Genomic DNA, 18,452 nt, shown 5'->3' with positions numbered 1-18,452 from the left:
CTCTCACTCCTCCCACTGGTATCCAAATCCCCGGACTGTTTTCAGATGTTCCGGCCGAGACGGGTTCTTCTCCAGTTTTTCACGCAGGCGGCGTATATATACGGACAGTGTGTTATCATCCACAAAGTTCCCTGCGCCGTCCCACAGTTTGTCCAGAATCATCCCACGGGTAAGAACACGCCCGCTGTTTTGCAGCAGCAGACAGAGAAGCCTGTATTCTGCCCCTGTAAACTCTGCCAATTTATCTCCTAAGAATACTTTCCCTTCTGCAAGGTTTACTATCAGCTCACCCGAACGCAGGATATTTCCTTCCTCATTCTTCCTATTACTGCGCCGCAGTAGTGCGCGGATACGGGAACACAATTCTCCAAGCCTGAACGGTTTTGTAATATAATCATCACCTCCGCAGTCAAGACCGCGGATTACGCTTGTTTCCTCATCGGATGCCGTCAGGAAAATGATAGGAACCTGATTTCCAGATTCCCTGAGTTTCTCACACAAGGTAAATCCATTCCCATCCGGCAGTGTCACATCAAAAAGAAGGATATCAAAATCGCTGCTCTTCGCAATTCGTTTTTCTGCCTCCTTTATCGTTCTGGCAACATCTACATCGAATCCGCTTTTCTTCAGAGAATATGTCAGACCGTCAATCAGACTGATATCGTCTTCAAGAAGTAACAGTTTCAGCAAATCAAACGCCTCCCTTTATTCGCATAATAACTCTGTTAAAATATATTATACATTATTCTCATGGAACAATATATATTTTTCTCAGATAGCCAATATTTCCAGTATTTACAAGACTTTCATATATCACATTCTAGTATTTTACATCACGTTTGACACCATTCTGCATAAATCAGGCAGCAGGCTTCTGCTCTAGCCATTTTCAGAAAAGTTTGGATTTCAGGGAAAATGAATAACATAAGGGCGTGTGCAAGGGAGATTGTGAACGAAGAAATTATATACACATAGGCAAGGCAACATGGCGACAGAGGGTAAAAGCTCTGTCGTTTTTCTTTTCGGATAGTTATAATGAATGTTCATATTTATCTACTTGATACAGTTCGTTCAAGCGGCTATACTATATACAGTACGCAATAGGAGGTCAAAAATGTTTGAATATATGACAGCACAGGAAGCCGCAGAAAAATGGAACGTATCGCTTAGGTGGGTGCAGCGGTTATGCAAAGAAAATCGTATTGAGGGAGCAATAAACATCAACCGTGTTTGGCTTATACCGATAACTGCCGAGAAGCCTATTGATAGAAGAAAGAAGAAATCCTAAGTGAGTATTAAAGTTTCAGCATGAATAAGGCAAACATAGAAAGGAAAGTTCAAAGCAGAGAACAAAAAGAAGCCGAAAAAGAACGACAATACGTTATGCGACAAGAAAAGAAAAAGCTAAGCATAGAGGGAGGTAACATCTATGAATAAAATATATTGGGACAGAGATAAAATCTCAATCATAACAGACCAAATTGAATCTGTCCCACATAAGCATTGGACAATGCAGTTATTTTTAAGCATAGAAAAAAATTTGGAGATAGGTGTAGAAGATAATAAAATTTCATGTAGATGTATTGTTATAAACCGCGACATATTACATAGTTTTTCAACAGGCAACAACATATATTTTACTATGATAATTGAGCCGACTTCAAGTTTAGCCATTCAATTGGAGGAACGAATGGGAGGAATGAAGTATTATATTTTTGATAATCAAGATATTGAATACATCCAAAATTTATTATTTTGCCTTATTGATAGCGATGGACTGAGAGAATATAGAGAGTTTATGATACAACTATATAAGTTCTTAGGGGTAAAGGAGCAAGCTAAAATATATGATGATAGGGTTAAGGATTTGTTATACGAAATAGAACGGTGCAATTGCGATACACATTCGATTGCTTCTTTTGCTGATAAAGTGGCGTTGTCACCAAGCCGACTGTCGCACTTATTTAAGGAACAGGTCGGAATGCCCTTAAAAAGCTATATTCAGTTTCATCAAATGCAAAGAGCCTTTTTAGCATTATTGAATGGTAAAAGTATTACGGAATCGGCAATGATAGCTGGTTTTGATACACCATCACATTTTGCAACGGTTACAAAAAAGATGATGGGAATGTCTGCGAGTATTTCTGTGAAGAATAGCGTTTTTTTGAAAGTTACAGAAGAAGTGAACTGATATAATTAAACCAAACAGGAGGTTTAATTATGGATATGCAATTTCTTGAAGAAACCAAAATGCTGAATTATCAGTCTGTTGGCATACAGAAACTCATCAACGAAAAGCGATGGGGAGAGTTGAGTGAATATGAAAAAATTAAAGCTATTTATGGATTTGTGCAAAATGAAATACCTTTGGGCTATAACCGTAACGATACATTAACTGCAGAACAGGTATTAATGGACGAATACGGACAGTGCAATACAAAAGCAACACTGTTAATGGCATTGCTAAGAGGTGTAAATATTCCGTGCCGTATTCATGGCTTTGAAGTATCAAAAGATTTTCAGCATGGAGCAACCACAGGTATCATTGCGGCACTTGCACCAGATAAAATTGTACATACTTGGGCAGAAGTTTATTATAAAGGTCAATGGCTTGCTTTAGAAGGAGTTATTACAGACAATCAATATCTTGAAGCCGTTAAAGCAAAATACTCTCATGTTCAAGGCGAATTTATGAAATTTGCCATTGCGACAAAAGACTTTCAAAAGATTTCCGTTGATTGGAATGAAAACAACACTTATATTCAGAGTGCTGCTATTGTGTCCGATTTGGGCGTTTTCCCAAATCCCGATAAGTTTTTTGAGCATTATACACAGCATTGGTGTAAAATGAAAGACTTTATGTATGTTCATTTCGGAAGAAAAATTATGAATTACAATGTTGGTAAAATGAGGAAAAGCCATATAAAATCAATGGATACATTGTCCTGCCTGCGGAAATAAGACAAGATTACAGAATCCTTTGACGTATCTATTGATAAAGTTTTTGAATATGGGAGGGACAAACATCCATAAAGAGAATGCAGGAGGTAAAAGAAATGATTTTATTTATTCAGTGTGTGGTGTGTTGTTTGCTTTTTACATTAGCAATTCTACCGGCACAATATAAAGACCCTATCAATATGATTATATCTTATCCGCCTAAGATTAGACAAAGAGTGAAAGAATTACCACAATACAAAGGAATGATTAAGCAAAGAAAAAAAGCTCATGTAGTCAAAAAAATATTTGGGTTAATATTTTTTGTTATTATTTTGTGCTTCGTTGCCTATTTGTCTGGATGTAGGAGTTTTAATACAGCCTTTATTCATGTATTTATCATATTTTTTGTTGTGAATATCTATGATTTGATTGTTTTAGATTGGGGGGTTTTCTGTCATAGTAAGAAGTTGAGAATATCTGGCACAGAAGATATGGAAAAAGAATATAAAGATTATATGTTCCATGCGAGAGGTACTTGTATTGGAATTGTTTTAGGGTTAGTAGTAGCATTGTTATCGGGATGCATAATACATTTTTGTTTTGCAGTATAAAATTCCCATTTGTCGGGAAGTTGCAAAAAGTGAAAAATCGGAATTTCATAAGGAGAGGATAATGGTTAAAGAAGTAAAATGGACAAAATATTTATCGCTGAGTTTACTTTCATTTGGAGGATTTATGCTTGAATTTCTGTCAATATTTGGAATTGAAGTTATATTTCTGCATGTAGATATACATATTATCATTTTCCGATAAGCGGAAACAAAAGGGAGAAGATTTCTTTGAAAAATTGGATAGTAATACTTGCTTGCTTCATTGGCTGTAAAATTATGACTTTCATTGATTGGCATACATTAAAGTTCATTGGAGAAGCACAGGGTAAAACCGTATTCCAATTTTGTGCGCAGTATTTATACTATATATTTGAAGTAATGCTTGTTATTCTAATCATAATATATGGGCAAAAAGCGATTGAAACCTTGTTGAAAAAAGAAAGTTCAATTCCTTTTGGCGGTATTATATTGGCTATGACATGGGGAGCGTTTCATTTCGTATCAAGAGGAGTAGGACTTGAAATATGGAACGGAATTTCTACTATGATATTTTCTGTTCTTAGTGGTGTAATGTATTTAAGATTAAACAGGAAATGCTTGTATAGCTATCTTTTTATCGCTATAGGTTATTTACTATAACTTCCAGTTTATCGGCTCTATTTTATTTCATAAGGTTTTAAGGCGAACGTCCACCATATAAAAAAACGGTGTTATGGTAGGCGGTATTGTTATGCCCGAAAAGACTTAACAGACACTCTCCAAACACTCCAAACCTGTTTTTGAAGTTTGGAGGGATTTTTTTATGTCCTTTTTTCGGGCAGTAACCTTGCTCATACAACGCAGATTTTATCCATACATAGCATATCGGGGAATGGCAGAGAGCCAGTTAAAAAAATCCCTGCCCATGCAACGCTACTTCTCACTATGAAACAAGAAGTATAATCTCCGCTTAACAGAATATGTATTTCCTATAACCGTAGAGGTCACAGAACCTTTGGAGGAAGATACGGTGAAGTATGCACCAAGAAAGGTATATATCAAAAAGGATGGCGATTATGTGGAGCTGTCCTATCAAGATTTCTGCCGCCGCAGGCAAACCGACCAGAGTTACATGGACAAGCTGTTTATCCCCGTGCAGGGCTGCCTGCTTGAAGTCGTGCGGGAACAGTACACGGATTTCTATCGGGATAAAGAACGGTGGCTGTCAGAAAAAACGTGTGCAGAACTGACCGCAACCACCAAAAGACGGAAACTGACCGAGCGTGACCATTCCATAAAGACAAGGTTAGCCAAAGCAAAGGAACAGGCAAAACAGCCGACAGTTACCGAGGGAAAACAGCACAGAAACCACCGTAAGGGAGGAAGAAATTTAATGAAAATGTGATAGAAATATGGGCGTGATTGTGGTAGTATCTTAATTGAATAAATCGTAGCTTATGGAGGTACATTATGAAAATAAAAAAAATGCTTGGTGCAGGAATGATTGCTGTTTGTTTAATGACAGGTTGTGCAAATCCTATGGTTGCCATATATGACAACGATATAAAAATAGCAAGTAACACAAATTCATATAACCTTAATAATTACGAACAAACAGCAAAGGACGGACATTTTACGGCAAGCGTTGAAAAAATGGAGGGTATGGACACCATATGGGTTTTTGACGCAGAGGAAGATAAATCTTTAGATATAACATACACAATAAATGTTTCCTCCGGAAAGATGAAACTGGTATTGATAAATCCCAAGGGAGATGTTTCAATCATTGCTGAATGTGACACCGAAATATCAGAGCCTATTCAAAGCACTTTGAATGTAGGAAGTGGAAACAATAGAATTAAGATAGTTGCGGGCGAGAACACAAAATTTGATATTGAAATTTCTATTCAGGAGGGAGAATTTAAGGAGTTAGGTTAAATATTAGAATAACTGTCAACTATTACCACAATCACAACTGAATAAGTAACATAGCGTCAGAGCGTATAGAAAACAAGTCTATGCGCTCTATTTTTATGTAAAGGAGCAGAATTTTATGGGCAAAGACAGTAGCACACAACAAAGAGCCACCCGACACCACCCACCCACAAAAATTATCGTGGCAAGGCACTATGTAGGCACTGAAAAAACGGAAACGGTATTCAAGCAGATAGCCGGGGAACAAGTAACAAAAAAGGTTAAGGAGATAGCGGAAAACAGCGTAAATTAGCACTGGAAATACACATAATCGGGCGCAATGACACTTTCATTCCCGATACGGATATAGGCTTCCATGACACCGTCAGCCTTGTAATAATAGGGTGTGGTACGCCCGGATATAACGGTCAAGACAAGTAAGTCTTTTCCATTTTCCCGTTCCGGCACAAGAATGAAGTTTGGATAACCATAAAAGCATTAAGCCTGTTTGAAACAAATGGCCGGCGAAATACCAGTCTATTTGTGTTACAAAAAACATTTTGACCGTGAATAGTAACAGATTATCTATATTTTTTTGTAGATTTATTATTGTATTATATAGAAACATCCGCTATAATACAATCACCGAAAGGAAGTGAGCAAATGGCTTTTTCTTATGACAAACTCTGGAAATTACTAATAGATAAAAAAATGACTAAAGAAAATTTCCGTATATTAATCAAAGCATCCCCTACAACAATAGCAGCAATGGGTAAAGGGGAAGGCATTTCCCCTAAAGTCTTAGACCGTATATGTACAGCTTTTAATTGCCAACCTGGTGATATCATGGAGCATGTACCTAACACTAGTTCAGAAAGGGGAGAAATATTTCAAATGACAGAATATGATTTTATTAAAACCGTAACAGTAAAAATTGATAACAGGCAATCCGTCCCAAAAGAAGAAATTAATACCGCCTTGAATTATCTTCATGCACTTCAATCAAGCAATGTATATCCAAGCTCTAAGATTGAAGCTATGCATATCGGTGGAGTACTCGCTGATGAATTAAGCAAAAAGTAATTCGGAAAGGAAGTGTTGCCATGTCAGCATTACAACCACAACCTATCATTACCACTCTGGAAGAATATGAAGCACTCCCGGAGGATACAAGAGCAGAAGTCTTTGACGGACAGATTTATTACATGGCCAGTCCATCACAAGATCACCAGACTATTCTCACAGAACTGCTTGTCTCTATCCGCAATCATATACGGAAGAAGGGCGGAGGATGCCAAGTATTCCCGGCTCCATTCGATGTGAAGCTTTCTACGGAGCTGCTTACCATTGTCCAGCCTGACATCATGATTGTGTGTGATAAGGACAAGCTAGATGGTAAGCGCTGCAATGGTGCCCCAGACTTCATCATTGAGATTGTTTCCCCAGGGAATCCGTCAGATGATTATATCCGCAAACTCTATTACTACAAAAATGCTGGAGTCCGTGAATATTGGATTGTAGATCCACGCCGTAAGACTGTGACAGTTAACTATTTTGAGGGAAATATGCTCAATGTTCAATATTCCTTTGATTCTACAATTAAGGTTAATATCTATGATGATTTGTACATCAATTTCTCTGATATTGCCGGTTTGCTGAATATTTAGCCAAAAGAAAAGGCATGTGCTCCGCTGCATATGCCTTTCATTCCGTCTATGTAATTTTCTGTCATTCTCTACTGTTCTTTCTTATTTTCTTCTAACCACTGCTCAAAATTTCCCTCTGGATTCCACTTATAAAACGCTATTTTCATATTTTCCAAAATAATTTGTGCATTTGGATGGGCCTCTCCCAGTACCCTTTCTTTAATCTTCAGACTCTTCTTTTGCAGTTCTTCCGCTAAATTTCTGACACCATTTACACCAATTTTGACACCGTTTTTTTGTAAATCAGTCAATAATATACGAGCATAGACGATATATAATGCTTTGATATAACGTATTGACGATGGGAAACGGCAACAAATACTAAGAGCAATTTTATTCTCATGGGATATTTTCTTACAAAAATGTAAGGTGAATGCTTAATCTGAAAGCCAAAGCAAAATTGCCAACGGAAAATCCGCTGGCAACCAACATTTACTTCGATAATTCATATTCAAAAGAAGCCCTGTCTGTCTTAAAGGAAAAGAAAATATGTTCTCCCTTCCGAAATCTGTAAAATGCCTGGCAAGCCGCGCTTTCGTGAATCGTCCTCGTCATGTCTCCATTAGCAGGAGCTTTAAGAGGGCGCTTGACTCCCTCCAGCAATCTTGCTTCTAACTCCAAATCTCCCTGAACAATTCGAAGTTTCCCATTCTGAGCCTGTACTGCTCTTGCCCCCAAATAAGTTGCCAGCCGATATTCTCTGCCCTTCCATAACACAACACCTATGACGCCGCGAAAACGAAACCCTGCAACGGGAACATCGGCCACAGATAACATCAGCGACCCGTCCGGGAAACCGCACTGTGTCCACACATATTCTTTAGGAAATGAACATCCCTGGTCACCCTCCCAATATCCGAATGCATCCTGAAACAAATATTCCTGGCCATTAACGTACACCCTGCCTTGAACAAAATGCCGCATGCTTTGCACACTATGCCGGCATTCTAGAAAAGGCAGTACGGAAAATGGCCCCATAATATCATATTTTAAAGGAAAAATCGGTCCAAAATGCGATTTTCCATTTATATTTAACTCTGGCGTATGTATTGCCAAAAGGATTCCTCTCTTTCCAAAGCGATTTTGTCCTATCCGAATATCCTCTCCTGTCCGATGAAATGCAGCAACAGGGAAATCAACTTTCCATGAATGATGTTCTGTAATGATCTGAATGGAACAAAATTTCTTTTGTTCTGACTTGTGGACTGCCGGTATAACTGCCAGCGTCTGAGTCGCAGACTGACATTTAAAATACCATCCATAAAAAAAATTACGCATAAATTCTGTCCTCCATTGAGAGATATTTTATTTTTCCTCAAATAGCTGTCATTTATACACCGCAGTCCCTATAGTCAGAATCACTGATTATATTTTGCTAATGTTTATTCCCACTGAAAGCACTTCACCGCAATTCCCGTGCAAACAATAGCAACAGCCCCCATGACCGCTACCGGCAGCCACAGGTTATCAACAGCCAGCCCCAGTGATGCCGCTTTCATAAGCTGTATCCCCTGTGTCAAAGGAAACAATCCGACAATCTTCTGCAGCATCTTTGGCATTACCTCAAACGGTACAGTTGCTCCTGAAAATATCAACATAGGGAAATACAGGATACTGGCTATAACGCTGGCTATTTTCGTATCTTTTGCAATCCCGCCTACCATCATGCCGATACTTAAGGTAGAAATCAATGTAAGAAACCAACTCCCAATAAAGGCAGGCCAACTCCCACGAAACGCCACTCCCCAGAAGCATGCAGCGGCCGGAAAGAGAAGAACCATAGAAACAAGGGCATACAATACATAAATCGTAAATTCTACAACGAGAAGCATGACCGGGCTCACAGGAGTCACCTGAAAACGTTTCAGGATTTTACGTTCCCGATATTCCGATACCACAATCGGCAGACCCATAAGGCCTCCGGCACAAATAGATATGGTACACACCGCACTCATAGACTGCTCCAGAAACGTATACTCTGCTCCGGGATATGCCGGCCTGGACTGATAAATAATCCCAAGGACAACCAGTACTACTACCGGCATAATCACCGCAAAAATAACCATATTCATATTTCGGATATTCAATTTTAGTTCTGTTTTCAAAAGATTTGTAAAAGTCCTCATGCATCTGCCTCCTCATCTGAAAATTTTAAATAAGCATCCTCAAATTTTTCACATCCGCTTTGCTCTTTTGCCTGCTCTATTGTTCCATAAAACACCGTCTTACCTTTTTTCAGGATACAGACCTCATCACAGAGCGCTTCCACCTCATCCATAAAATGCGATGTAAGAAAAATAGTCAGCCCCTGCGCTTTTAAATCCTCCAGAATCTTCCACACTGTCCTCCTTGCCTTCGCATCAAGCCCCGTTGTAAGCTCGTCTAAGAAAACCAGCTCCGGCGCCGGGATAAGCGCCAAGGCAATAAACAACCTCTGACGTTCACCCCCTGACAGACTTTTTACCGCATTTTTCAGCTTATCGCCAATTCCAAACCGCTCACAGAGTTCCCTCCAGTCTGACGGGCTGTCATATAAACATGCTATTTCCTCGCATATTTCGGAAACTTTAATCTCTGGCTGATAATCTCCTTCTTGAAACTGGACGCCTACCTTTTGGAACAGTGCCCGGCGTTCTTTTCCTGGGTCACGTCCCAATACAAGCGCTGTCCCTTGTTCGGCCCGCCTGGTTCCTAAGATACATTCAATCGTTGTACTTTTCCCTGCTCCATTTGCTCCCAGCAGCCCAAAGACTGTGCCATTCTTAACGGAAAGATTCAAGCCGTCCAATACCTTTTTCCCGTTATAAATTTTTGTAAGGCCGCTTACTCTGATGGCTTCTTTCGCTTTTCTCATTTTTATCTCCTCTCTTACTCCTGTTTTCAGATTGCAGTATAGCATTACCCGGAAATATCTTCTCGACTTTTTTTGGCATATTTGAGGTGCCGCGCTTTTCAGCTGATGGAGCTTGTATGAGATAAGTTATGGTGGAAATTTCTTTTCTGCCGCTGGGCAGATTGATGTTACTTATTAGCCTTTGGTAGTGTTTGCATAAGCGCAAAGAAATGTTGTGTCTCGCCAGTATTAAAATACGCATACCATTCTTCCAGCGTGTCGGGTCTAAAAACGCCTAAGTGCTCAATAATCTGCTTTGCCCACAGCAAGGCTCCAGATGCACTTGCGGTAATGAGATTGTCACCCACAACAGAAAGCTTGTCCACAAAGCAATCTGTCCCTTTATAGTTGGGGCAAAACATTTCAAGAAACCCTGCTCCGTTGCTTGTGTGCGGGCGCTGATCTAGCAGTCCTGCGCGGGCCAGAGCAACAGTAGCGCCACAGATAGCGCACACAGTAGCACCCACAGAAAGTAGCTCAGTCGCTTTCTTGATAATAGCACCATGTTTCGGATCATCCCAGGTGTTTCCCCCTGGCAACAGTAGAACACTCTTATCATTCATCACAATATTATCAATTACACAATCTGGAATAATGTTAAGACCGCCCATTGTTTTTATGGGCTCTTTTGAAATACCGACCGTTTTGACCGATACGTCTGGTGCATCCTTTTTGAAGAATCGACCAGAATTTAATTCCGCGGTAACGTACCCTATTTCCCAGTCTGCCATAGTGTCAAGAGTATAGACATAGATCGTAAACATAAATCTCCTCCATCTTCATAGTTGATTAGTCTGCTCCCTTATTGTATCATGTAATTGTTGACATCATTATGTCAGCATTTATGTGATAATAAAAGAATTTGAAAGGCGGCTCTCGAATGAAAGTAGATAGACTTGTTAGTATTATTATGATACTCCTTGAAAAAAAGAGGGTAAGCGCACAGAAGTTAGCAGATACGTTTGAAGTCTCGCCCCGCACAATATACCGCGATATAGACACAATTAGCATGGCAGGTATTCCTATCCGTTCTACATCAGGAGTAGGCGGAGGATTTGAAATTATGCCAGATTATAAGGTTGATAAAAAGGTTTTTTCGGCGGATGACCTCTCAGCACTTTTGATGGGCCTTTCCAACCTTTACAATATAGTTCGGGGGGATGAATTGATACACGCTTTGGCAAAAGTCAAAAGTTTTATTCCTGCCGACAGAGCGAAAGATATAGAGCTAAAAGTGAACCAAATATGTATAGATCTGAGCCCGTGGGTAAGCAACAGAAATACTCAATCGTATTTGGAAATTATAAAAACTGCTTTGCAGGAAAACAGGGCAATTTCCTTTAGTTATATAGATCGTCATGGAAATAAAACAACACGAACAGTCGAACCATATCAGCTTGTACTAAAAAGCAATCATTGGTATTTTCAAGGATACTGTTATAGCAGAAATGATTACCGCTTATTTCGATTGTCTCGCATGACAGATTTGCAAATGAAAAAAGATACTTTTGTTCCACGGGCTTATCAAAAACCTATTTTAGACATCGCAGAAATTGTGGAAACACTGCAAATAGAAATCAAAATCCGTATCCATAAATCTATAATGGACAGAGTACTTGACTTCTGCGCTTATGAACACTTTACGCCAGATGACGATGAATATTACATTGTAGACTTCCCCTTTATTGATAGAGACTACTACTATGATATACTTCTAAGTTTTGGCGATAAGTGCGAATGTCTGGAACCTTTACATATCCGTGAAAAAATAAAATATAAAGTACATAATATAGTTGCCCTATATGATAATTAGAATCTTAGATATTTACTTTATTCTATCGCTCTGACAATGCACATTAAGCGCCTTAATTGCACGCAATTCTATATATCCCCGTTCCCCCCGCGGTTCCAGCTGGATACGTGGGCTATCGTCATCCCATTCGTAACCAATCACTGCCGGATCATATTGGTTCATAGAATACTGTACGGAAAGGATTGCCTGGGAATAATCTTCCTCCCTGAACGGCTCACCCTGAAAAACCAGATACTCCGAAGCAGGCAGGGAAATGATATCAAATCCTTCCGGGATCCCACCTGCATAGTCTGACTCCACTTCTACCCCCTGTACATAAGTAGACGTACCCGGCGTCTTAAATCTTTCAGGCAGCCAAAGGCAGACGGGCTCCCCGCAGAGAGAATCCATACTCGTGAGAATTCCCCATATGTCACAGTTTACCTCGCTGCAGTAATCAAAATAATCCTCTGCGCAAATACCCCGCTTGATGATTGCCTTGCGCTCTGGCTTTCGGATTACCTGTACAAAAACACTCTGCAAATTTTCCATATCAACAACATCCTTCCTTAATTCTTTGAATTTCACGCCATAAGGGATAAAAAGCGCAATAGGAACCGGGTCCTTTACATAGTCTCCTGGATTACAGCCAAATTCTTTGTAAAAGGCTCGTGTATATCCGTCCACACTGCCAAAGCCGCACTCATAAGCTACATCTGAAACAAGACACTGCTCCTGCTTCAGCCGCATAGCGGAACGTGTAAGACGCAGCTTCCGAATATATTCCGCCGGAGTTGCCCCCAGATAATTCTTAAACAGCCGGTAGGAATGCCATGGGGAATAGAGCGAAACTTCCGAAAGTTGAGTTAATGTAAGTTCTTCTTCCAAATGTCCCTCAATATATTCCTGCATCCTCTGAACAGCCTCCATTTGTTCGTTCATACCGCCCTCCTGATATACTGCTAATGCTCCACCCTGTCAGAATCCAGATTCAAAAACCATACAGTTAATGAATCTAGTACAACCTCGCAGAATTCACTGTTAATTATGCAATGCTGTACTAGATTCCGGCCAGGTAAAACACTCGATTTATTGCAAAGACCTCCGTAAATATTCAGCCGTAATCGTTTTCCCATGCCAAGCCATCTCTGACGGAGTTCCGGTAAAGACAATTTCCCCTCCGGATGTTCCGCCATCCGGACCGATGTCAATCACATAATCTGCCAGCTTTACCACATCCATATTGTGTTCTATCACAATTACCGTATTGCCCCGCTTTACAAAACTGTCCAAAAGCTCCATGACTGCCTGTACATCCGAAGCATGAAGCCCCGTTGTCGGTTCATCCAGCACGTAGATATTGCCTCTCTTATCCAGATATTTTGCCAGTTTCACCCTCTGGCGCTCTCCGCCGGATAACGTAGACAGAGGCTGCCCCAATGATAGATAGGATAACCCAACCTCCACCATAGCATGTACAGCTTTGCGAATCTTTGGACAGCCTGAAAAAAACTCTTCTGCTTCTTCCGCATTCATGTCCAGAATATCCACAATATTTTTTCCATGATAGGAATACGAAAGGGCTTCTTCACTGTACCGGCTGCCGCCGCAGGCCTCACAGGTGGTCGTCACCGGATCCATGAAAACCAGCTCTGTCACAATCACTCCCCGTCCTTTACAGTCCGGGCATGCCCCTTTACTGTTAAAGGAAAACAAGCCTGCACCTACACCGTTCTCTTTCGCCAGCAGTTTACGTATATCATCGAAAAATCCTAAAAAAAGTTGCAGGCGTAGAGCGTCCTGTGGCCGTCACCGGAGACTGATCCACTAAAATCACCCGTTCCTCATACTGCTTCGCAAAAATATCACGAATCAGCGAACTCTTCCCCGAACCCGCCACACCGGTCACAGCGGTCAATACATTTAATGGAATATCAGCGGAAACATTCTTCAGGTTATGGATATTTGCGTTTCGGACCGGAAGAAACCCTTCCGGTTTTCTGGTCGTTTCTTTCAATGGTATCAACGCTTTCATGGCATTACCTGTTAGAGTGCCAGAATCCAAAAGCCCGGTATAGCTTCCCTGATATAGGATTTCCCCGCCTTTTCTCCCCGCCAACGGTCCGATATCAATCACTTCATCTGCAATGGAAATCACATCCTTGTCATGCTCCACCACCAAAACACTGTTCCCCTTGTCCCGCAAGGACAAGAGCAATTTTGTCATACGGTGGACATCCCGCGGATGCATTCCGGTACTCGGCTCATCAAATATATAAGTCATTCCGGTAAGCGCACTTCCCATATACCGCACAAGCTTAAGACGCTGCGCCTCACCGCCTGATAAAGTGGCAGACTCCCGGTTCAGGGAAAGATAAGGAAGCCCAATGTCGATCATCCGGTTCAGAGTTGTAACCAGCCCTTCTGCAATCGACTTGCCCCTTGGATCTGTAATGGTTTCCAACACTTTCCGAAGCTCTGTAAGCTCCATCCCGCACATCTCGTTAATGCTGTAACCTGCGACTTTGCAGGAAAGCGCTGCAGAATTTAAGCGTTTCCCATGACAGAGCGGACATTCCAGAGGATGCACATAATTTGCCAGACGTTTCATGGATGTCTCGCTCATATCGGAATTGTCACGTTTCAGAAGCAGGCGGCTCATCATATTATGGATTCCCTCTACTTGCTTCGACACACGCTCTCCGCCCTGTTCCCTGGAGCCATATAGCAGGAGGTTGCGTTCCTCTTCCGTATAATCACGCCATTTTTTTTCAAGGTCAAATAAACCGCTTCCTATATACTGTTTCCAATACCAGTTATTCACATGAAATGTAGGGAGATCCACCATCCCCTCATTCCAGCTCTTGTCCTCTGCAATCAACGGCAAAATATCAAGCTCCATCACCTTACCGATTCCAAAGCATTCCGGACACATCCCGTTTGGATTATTGAAAGAAAAATAGGAAGCTGTACCCACATACGGTTCCCCGATACGTGAATAGAGAAGACGCAAGGCAGAATACATATCGCTGATCGTCCCTACGGTAGACCGGGCATTCCCTCCAAGCCTTGTCTGGTCAATGATGACCGATGCAGACAGATTTTCAATCTTCTCTGCTTTCGGCTTCTCAAACTTGGGGAGCCTGCTCCGAATATATGCCGTATATGTTTCATTCATCTGCCGCTGGCTCTCTGCGGCAATCGTATCAAATACAATACTGGACTTTCCGGAACCGGAAACTCCGGTAAATACAATAATTTTTTCTTTTGGAATTTCAAGAGAAATATTTTTCAGGTTATTCTGGCACAATCCCTTTATGATAACGCTGTCTTGATGCGGCATATCTGTTCCCCTTTCTTAAATTTTCTGTTCGCAGTATAGCATTGTTCCAGAATATAGTCTCGACTTTTTTTGGCATTTTTAATCCGGTTCTCCTGTCTCATTAGACAGCGCTTTCCCTCACGATAGCAGAAAAATTTATTGTAAACCGTTTTCCAGAGCATTTTCAACAGCTTTCTTTATGACCTTGCTTGAGTTGGTCGCACCCGATATGGCATCCACATCAATCTTCTGTTCCGAAACAATCTGATCCACAATCGTCTCTGCCGCCTGTCCGCGTTCATTTTTATGCTCTAATATCCTGATCTTCTCAATCTCTTTATTTTGTACTGTAACTTCAACCTTCGCATAAATGAAATTGACATTGCATTCTCCAATATAAACTCCGTCGGCAACATCACTGATACGGACGTCTCCAATAGAAATTTCCTGTACTGCCTGCTTATAATCCCATACACTTTTTAAATAAACTGTCAGAGCAATCAGTCCTAAAAAAACTGCGGCGGCAGCAACGCCTACAAGCAACTTTTTATTATGTTGTCTCATTTGAATCGCCTCTCAATCTTTCTCAAGATGTGGTCTGGTACGGCCTTCCTCTTTCCTGTATTGGCACAGACGATTTTCCCCATTGGTTTCATACCGGCAGTTTTAAAAAATTCATCCATATTACGGATTGCGCCTCTGCTTTGCCCGAATATCCAGGAAAACGGAGCCGGGGTATTACAGGCGGTCAGCAGCATATATTTCTTTCCGCACAATCTTGGTTTTGGGAAAGCTCTCGTCTCTTCCATAGCAATTCCAAGCAACCGGTCAAAAAGATTTTTCACAGGAGCCGGAACATTTGCCCAATATACGGGAGCAGCAAGGATCACGACCTGACATGCCCCAAGCTGAGAAGTAATTTCATGGATATCATCCTTCAGCACACATTGCTCTCTCTTTAAACATGCCCTGCATCCTGTACAATAGGCAAGATTTTTTTCATATAAATTGATTTTGGTAACGGCATATCCCGCTCTTTCTGCAGCATTAACAGAATGTTTCAACATAGTTGCTGTAATTCCACCCGAATGAGGGCTCCCTAAAATCGCAAGCGCTTGCTTCTGGATCATTGTTTTACCTCCATACCTGCAATAGACTGGTAGATCATATCAAATCCACATTGAAGAAATTGTTCTTTGGATAATCCCATAGACTGTTTGATGTAATCCGCTTTACTTGCCGTAAACTGAATCAACCCTGACAACATTCCCCAACAGGAAAACGAAACAGGCGCAATGTCTAAATCTGCCCGCAAGTCGCCCTTTTCCATACCGGACATCAAAACAGTCTTTATCATTTCATTAATCTCTTCTCCCACCTGAAAAGTTTCCCTTTCCTCCGGATAGAAGTCCTGGCTCTCAAAATGAAACTTTATTTTTTCCAGCGTCATTTTGAAATAGAACGGATATTCTTCCTGGTACCGTACCAGTTCCTTGCAGATAAGGTCATACTTTGAACGTGTGGATTCCTGATGCTGTATGGCAGATGAGATGTAGGCGCAGAGCTTTTTCATGCTGCCCAATACCAATACGCTGACAATTTCTTCCTTGCTTTCAAAATACACATAAAGCGTTGCCTTACTGTAACCTGCTGCTTTTGCAATATCATCCATAGATGTCTGGGAAATTCCCTTTTCCATAAAAAGCACGGCTGCAGCAGAGGCAATGTTCTCCCGATGCACGCCTCTCGGTTCTTTTTTTCTTCTTCCCATAATCCCTCCAATAATTAAACTATTAGTTTAATTATATGGAAAAGGCTTTCGTTTGTCAATGTTTCTCTGAATAGCTTAGACTGTTCTTTCTGTTTTTTATATCATATTTCCATTCTTTCGACTTTCCGTACCATATTAAATGTCAACAGGAGCCCCGTCACAAATATTACAGATGACAAGCTGAACATAATCGCAAAGCTTTGATTGATATCCGCTGCCATATTCACCAACAGCATACTGAGTAGAATCGCACTGATAATTGTCATTGAATTAGATTTTTTTATAAATCCAATGCGTAAAGAACAAAGGGTGATTCCATCCGCAAGACATGCCAGTACCAAGGCATTTCGATATGCTATAGCAATATCTATAAACTGCAGATTATCGTCCAACAGTGAAAACATATAACCTGTAAGTGCAAATACGATAAAGCTGCCAAATGTACATACAAGTATTGAAGCAGAAACAAACAGCAACAACAGTTTAATTTTGGCCCATACTATACTTTTCCTATCAACGGGGTATGTGAACAAAAGAATTACATTTGCACCGCTGTACTCCCTTATCACATACCGGTATCCCATGGCAGATGCTAAAGCTGAAAATGCCATAAGTCCGACAGCCCCTCCCATAGCTGATATTCCCTGATAGGTAGAAAATAGTTCCACGGCGTACGGATCCGCTGTGCCGAGGCTTGGCACCCAAGCAAATATGTAAGCCAGCCCTAAAAGACAGATGAAAATAGCGGACGCAGCAAAAAAATAGGATTTAATATTTGTTTTTTTCAATTCCATCCTCATTAAATTCATTTTTCCGTACCTCCGCTCATGATATTGACAAAATAATCCTCCAGTCCCTCTGGACAGATTTCCCTTACTTCCGACATAGGTACTTCTCTGGCAATACTCCCATTCACCAACACGCCCACCCTGTCAGCTATATACTCGATTTCGCTTAATATGTGGCTGGAAATCAAAACTGTCATATCATAATCTTTGACCAACGCCAAAAACAGTTCCCGCATTTGCCGGATACCCATAGGGTCGAGGCCGTTGACTGGTTCGTCCAATACCAGAAGCTTCGGTGAATGGCTGATTGCCCTGGCAATGGCCAGCCGCTGCTTCATGCCGAGAGAAAATTTAGAAACCGGCTTCTTTCCGGTATCAGCAAGCCCCACCATCTGCAAACTATTATCAATGGCTGTTGACTTACATCCCATATAAGCCAAATGAATCTCCAAATTTTCTCTCGCTGACAAATGCTCATAAAATACCGGCGTTTCAATCAAGATTCCCATCTCTTTCAGAAATTTTCTGTCCTGAACCTGAATTTCTTCTCCATCAAATTGAATGGCTCCTGTATTTGGCTGCAGTAAACCGGAGATTAATTTGAACGTAGTGGACTTTCCGGCGCCGTTTGCACCGAGTAGCCCATAGATAGTGCCGCGTTCCACACTCATATTGAGATGCCGCAGCACTTCCTTTCCATCAAAGACCTTGACTACTTCACGAACTTGTACCATCT

General features: G+C 41.0%; 23 protein-coding genes and 4 pseudogenes. 13 read left to right on the top strand and 14 right to left on the bottom strand.

The genetic code is table 11. The features are described from left to right. Window positions 1–3: 3 nt before the first annotated feature. Entirely contained in the window at window positions 4–690 is a 687-nt protein-coding gene (locus GN277_RS28025) for a response regulator transcription factor (RefSeq protein WP_159757497.1), read from the bottom strand. 424 nt (window positions 691–1,114) lie between these two features. On the opposite strand from GN277_RS28025, the gene GN277_RS28015 reads away from it, so the two are divergent. The 10 genes and pseudogenes from GN277_RS28015 to GN277_RS29640 all read left to right on the top strand — a co-directional run bounded on the left by GN277_RS28015 (window position 1,115) and on the right by GN277_RS29640 (window position 5,757). Beyond that, the gene (locus GN277_RS28015) at window positions 1,115–1,288 is read left to right on the top strand and encodes a helix-turn-helix domain-containing protein (protein WP_159757494.1); all 174 of its coding nucleotides are present in this window, start codon (window positions 1,115–1,117) and stop codon (window positions 1,286–1,288) included. Between the two features lie 38 nt (window positions 1,289–1,326). Beyond that, window positions 1,327–1,424 (top strand): annotated as a pseudogene (locus GN277_RS31050) (DUF2992 family protein); the annotation flags it as partial. Window positions 1,425–1,429: 5 nt separating this feature from the next. After that, on the top strand, window positions 1,430–2,191 hold the full coding sequence (locus GN277_RS28010; RefSeq protein ID WP_159757491.1) for a helix-turn-helix transcriptional regulator: 762 nt from the start codon (window positions 1,430–1,432) through the stop codon (window positions 2,189–2,191). Window positions 2,192–2,220: 29 nt separating this feature from the next. Then, window positions 2,221–2,961, top strand: a complete 741-nt coding sequence (locus tag GN277_RS28005) for a transglutaminase-like domain-containing protein (RefSeq protein WP_159757488.1) — start codon at window positions 2,221–2,223, stop codon at window positions 2,959–2,961. Beyond that, window positions 2,936–3,127, top strand: coding sequence for a hypothetical protein (locus GN277_RS32525; RefSeq protein ID WP_408641729.1), 192 nt, complete (start codon window positions 2,936–2,938; stop codon window positions 3,125–3,127). The genes GN277_RS28005 and GN277_RS32525 overlap by 26 nt, the downstream gene beginning before the upstream one ends. After that, window positions 3,057–3,551: a hypothetical protein gene (locus tag GN277_RS29645; protein WP_204162870.1), complete on the top strand. Its 495-nt coding sequence runs from the start codon at window positions 3,057–3,059 to the stop codon at window positions 3,549–3,551. The genes GN277_RS32525 and GN277_RS29645 overlap by 71 nt, the downstream gene beginning before the upstream one ends. Before the next feature lie 228 nt (window positions 3,552–3,779). Next, entirely contained in the window at window positions 3,780–4,190 is a 411-nt protein-coding gene (locus GN277_RS27995) for a hypothetical protein (RefSeq protein WP_244325049.1), read from the top strand. A 370-nt stretch (window positions 4,191–4,560) separates the two neighbouring features. Further along, a pseudogene (locus GN277_RS27990) lies at window positions 4,561–4,752 on the top strand (sigma-70 family RNA polymerase sigma factor); the annotation flags it as partial. 248 nt (window positions 4,753–5,000) lie between these two features. Continuing rightward, window positions 5,001–5,468 (top strand): hypothetical protein, encoded by a 468-nt coding sequence (locus tag GN277_RS27980; RefSeq protein WP_159757485.1) that lies wholly within the window; start codon window positions 5,001–5,003, stop codon window positions 5,466–5,468. A 115-nt stretch (window positions 5,469–5,583) separates the two neighbouring features. Beyond that, entirely contained in the window at window positions 5,584–5,757 is a 174-nt protein-coding gene (locus GN277_RS29640; protein WP_016220821.1) for a hypothetical protein, read from the top strand. A gap of 11 nt (window positions 5,758–5,768) precedes the next feature. Here the strand turns inward: GN277_RS29640 and GN277_RS27975 are convergent. Next, window positions 5,769–5,927, bottom strand: a pseudogene (locus GN277_RS27975) (AAA family ATPase); the annotation flags it as partial. Between the two features lie 180 nt (window positions 5,928–6,107). On the opposite strand from GN277_RS27975, the gene GN277_RS31275 reads away from it, so the two are divergent. Together GN277_RS31275 and GN277_RS27965 are read left to right on the top strand one after the other, a co-directional pair. Next, the gene (locus tag GN277_RS31275; protein WP_016220822.1) at window positions 6,108–6,527 is read left to right on the top strand and encodes a helix-turn-helix domain-containing protein; all 420 of its coding nucleotides are present in this window, start codon (window positions 6,108–6,110) and stop codon (window positions 6,525–6,527) included. Between the two features lie 20 nt (window positions 6,528–6,547). Next, window positions 6,548–7,111 (top strand): Uma2 family endonuclease, encoded by a 564-nt coding sequence (locus GN277_RS27965; protein ID WP_159757482.1) that lies wholly within the window; start codon window positions 6,548–6,550, stop codon window positions 7,109–7,111. Between the two features lie 68 nt (window positions 7,112–7,179). Here GN277_RS27965 and GN277_RS27960 read toward each other — a convergent pair whose 3' ends face one another. From GN277_RS27960 to GN277_RS27940, 5 genes are all read right to left on the bottom strand, one after another. Continuing rightward, window positions 7,180–7,401, bottom strand: coding sequence for a tetratricopeptide repeat protein (locus GN277_RS27960; protein ID WP_159757479.1), 222 nt, complete (start codon window positions 7,399–7,401; stop codon window positions 7,180–7,182). Between the two features lie 181 nt (window positions 7,402–7,582). Continuing rightward, window positions 7,583–8,428: a tocopherol cyclase family protein gene (locus tag GN277_RS27955; protein ID WP_159757476.1), complete on the bottom strand. Its 846-nt coding sequence runs from the start codon at window positions 8,426–8,428 to the stop codon at window positions 7,583–7,585. 104 nt (window positions 8,429–8,532) lie between these two features. After that, window positions 8,533–9,276, bottom strand: coding sequence for an ABC transporter permease (locus GN277_RS27950; protein ID WP_016220825.1), 744 nt, complete (start codon window positions 9,274–9,276; stop codon window positions 8,533–8,535). Further along, entirely contained in the window at window positions 9,273–10,004 is a 732-nt protein-coding gene (locus GN277_RS27945) for an ABC transporter ATP-binding protein (RefSeq protein WP_016220826.1), read from the bottom strand. Before GN277_RS27945 ends, GN277_RS27950 begins: the two co-directional genes overlap by 4 nt. A gap of 167 nt (window positions 10,005–10,171) precedes the next feature. Beyond that, window positions 10,172–10,807, bottom strand: a complete 636-nt coding sequence (locus tag GN277_RS27940) for a type 1 glutamine amidotransferase family protein (RefSeq protein ID WP_016220827.1) — start codon at window positions 10,805–10,807, stop codon at window positions 10,172–10,174. A 116-nt stretch (window positions 10,808–10,923) separates the two neighbouring features. Here GN277_RS27940 and GN277_RS27935 point away from each other — a divergent pair, with 116 nt between their 5' ends. Then, the gene (locus GN277_RS27935) at window positions 10,924–11,856 is read left to right on the top strand and encodes a helix-turn-helix transcriptional regulator (protein WP_159757473.1); all 933 of its coding nucleotides are present in this window, start codon (window positions 10,924–10,926) and stop codon (window positions 11,854–11,856) included. Between the two features lie 12 nt (window positions 11,857–11,868). Here the strand turns inward: GN277_RS27935 and GN277_RS27930 are convergent, their stop codons facing one another. From GN277_RS27930 to GN277_RS27900, 7 genes and pseudogenes are all read right to left on the bottom strand, one after another. Then, window positions 11,869–12,777, bottom strand: a complete 909-nt coding sequence (locus GN277_RS27930) for a helix-turn-helix transcriptional regulator (RefSeq protein ID WP_159757470.1) — start codon at window positions 12,775–12,777, stop codon at window positions 11,869–11,871. A gap of 147 nt (window positions 12,778–12,924) precedes the next feature. Continuing rightward, a pseudogene (locus GN277_RS27925) lies at window positions 12,925–15,178 on the bottom strand (ATP-binding cassette domain-containing protein). A gap of 135 nt (window positions 15,179–15,313) precedes the next feature. Further along, entirely contained in the window at window positions 15,314–15,721 is a 408-nt protein-coding gene (locus tag GN277_RS27920; protein WP_159757467.1) for an FMN-binding protein, read from the bottom strand. Then, window positions 15,718–16,287: a flavodoxin family protein gene (locus tag GN277_RS27915; RefSeq protein WP_159757464.1), complete on the bottom strand. Its 570-nt coding sequence runs from the start codon at window positions 16,285–16,287 to the stop codon at window positions 15,718–15,720. Before GN277_RS27915 ends, GN277_RS27920 begins: the two co-directional genes overlap by 4 nt. Further along, window positions 16,284–16,928 (bottom strand): TetR/AcrR family transcriptional regulator, encoded by a 645-nt coding sequence (locus tag GN277_RS27910; RefSeq protein WP_016220833.1) that lies wholly within the window; start codon window positions 16,926–16,928, stop codon window positions 16,284–16,286. Before GN277_RS27910 ends, GN277_RS27915 begins: the two co-directional genes overlap by 4 nt. Before the next feature lie 101 nt (window positions 16,929–17,029). Next, on the bottom strand, window positions 17,030–17,737 hold the full coding sequence (locus GN277_RS27905; RefSeq protein ID WP_159757461.1) for a hypothetical protein: 708 nt from the start codon (window positions 17,735–17,737) through the stop codon (window positions 17,030–17,032). Next, window positions 17,734–18,450, bottom strand: a complete 717-nt coding sequence (locus tag GN277_RS27900; protein ID WP_159757458.1) for an ABC transporter ATP-binding protein — start codon at window positions 18,448–18,450, stop codon at window positions 17,734–17,736. The genes GN277_RS27905 and GN277_RS27900 overlap by 4 nt, the downstream gene beginning before the upstream one ends. Window positions 18,451–18,452: the final 2 nt, after the last annotated feature.

Source organism: Sporofaciens musculi (assembly GCF_009830285.1).
GTDB classification, from domain to species: Bacteria; Bacillota; Clostridia; order Lachnospirales; family Lachnospiraceae; genus Sporofaciens; species Sporofaciens musculi.
The sequence above is the reverse complement of the archived record's forward strand: the minus strand, read 5'-3'. Positions and strand labels throughout refer to the sequence as shown.

Bases quoted from the DNA above. Each gene is read 5' to 3' on its own strand.
- GN277_RS27950 (WP_016220825.1), bottom strand. From the start codon at position 9,276: ATGAGGACTTTTACAAATCTTTTGAAAACAGAACTAAAATTGAATATC.
- GN277_RS28005 (WP_159757488.1), top strand. From the start codon at position 2,221: ATGGATATGCAATTTCTTGAAGAAACCAAAATGCTGAATTATCAGTCT.
- GN277_RS27940 (WP_016220827.1), bottom strand. From the start codon at position 10,807: ATGTTTACGATCTATGTCTATACTCTTGACACTATGGCAGACTGGGAA.
- GN277_RS27905 (WP_159757461.1), bottom strand. From the start codon at position 17,737: ATGAATTTAATGAGGATGGAATTGAAAAAAACAAATATTAAATCCTAT.
- GN277_RS28015 (WP_159757494.1), top strand. From the start codon at position 1,115: ATGTTTGAATATATGACAGCACAGGAAGCCGCAGAAAAATGGAACGTA.
- GN277_RS27920 (WP_159757467.1), bottom strand. From the start codon at position 15,721: ATGAGACAACATAATAAAAAGTTGCTTGTAGGCGTTGCTGCCGCCGCA.
- GN277_RS27935 (WP_159757473.1), top strand. From the start codon at position 10,924: ATGAAAGTAGATAGACTTGTTAGTATTATTATGATACTCCTTGAAAAA.
- GN277_RS28010 (WP_159757491.1), top strand. From the start codon at position 1,430: ATGAATAAAATATATTGGGACAGAGATAAAATCTCAATCATAACAGAC.
- GN277_RS27965 (WP_159757482.1), top strand. From the start codon at position 6,548: ATGTCAGCATTACAACCACAACCTATCATTACCACTCTGGAAGAATAT.
- GN277_RS27955 (WP_159757476.1), bottom strand. From the start codon at position 8,428: ATGCGTAATTTTTTTTATGGATGGTATTTTAAATGTCAGTCTGCGACT.
- GN277_RS27900 (WP_159757458.1), bottom strand. From the start codon at position 18,450: ATGGTACAAGTTCGTGAAGTAGTCAAGGTCTTTGATGGAAAGGAAGTG.
- GN277_RS27945 (WP_016220826.1), bottom strand. From the start codon at position 10,004: ATGAGAAAAGCGAAAGAAGCCATCAGAGTAAGCGGCCTTACAAAAATT.
- GN277_RS29640 (WP_016220821.1), top strand. From the start codon at position 5,584: ATGGGCAAAGACAGTAGCACACAACAAAGAGCCACCCGACACCACCCA.
- GN277_RS27980 (WP_159757485.1), top strand. From the start codon at position 5,001: ATGAAAATAAAAAAAATGCTTGGTGCAGGAATGATTGCTGTTTGTTTA.
- GN277_RS27915 (WP_159757464.1), bottom strand. From the start codon at position 16,287: ATGATCCAGAAGCAAGCGCTTGCGATTTTAGGGAGCCCTCATTCGGGT.
- GN277_RS27910 (WP_016220833.1), bottom strand. From the start codon at position 16,928: ATGGGAAGAAGAAAAAAAGAACCGAGAGGCGTGCATCGGGAGAACATT.
- GN277_RS31275 (WP_016220822.1), top strand. From the start codon at position 6,108: ATGGCTTTTTCTTATGACAAACTCTGGAAATTACTAATAGATAAAAAA.
- GN277_RS29645 (WP_204162870.1), top strand. From the start codon at position 3,057: ATGATTTTATTTATTCAGTGTGTGGTGTGTTGTTTGCTTTTTACATTA.
- GN277_RS27930 (WP_159757470.1), bottom strand. From the start codon at position 12,777: ATGAACGAACAAATGGAGGCTGTTCAGAGGATGCAGGAATATATTGAG.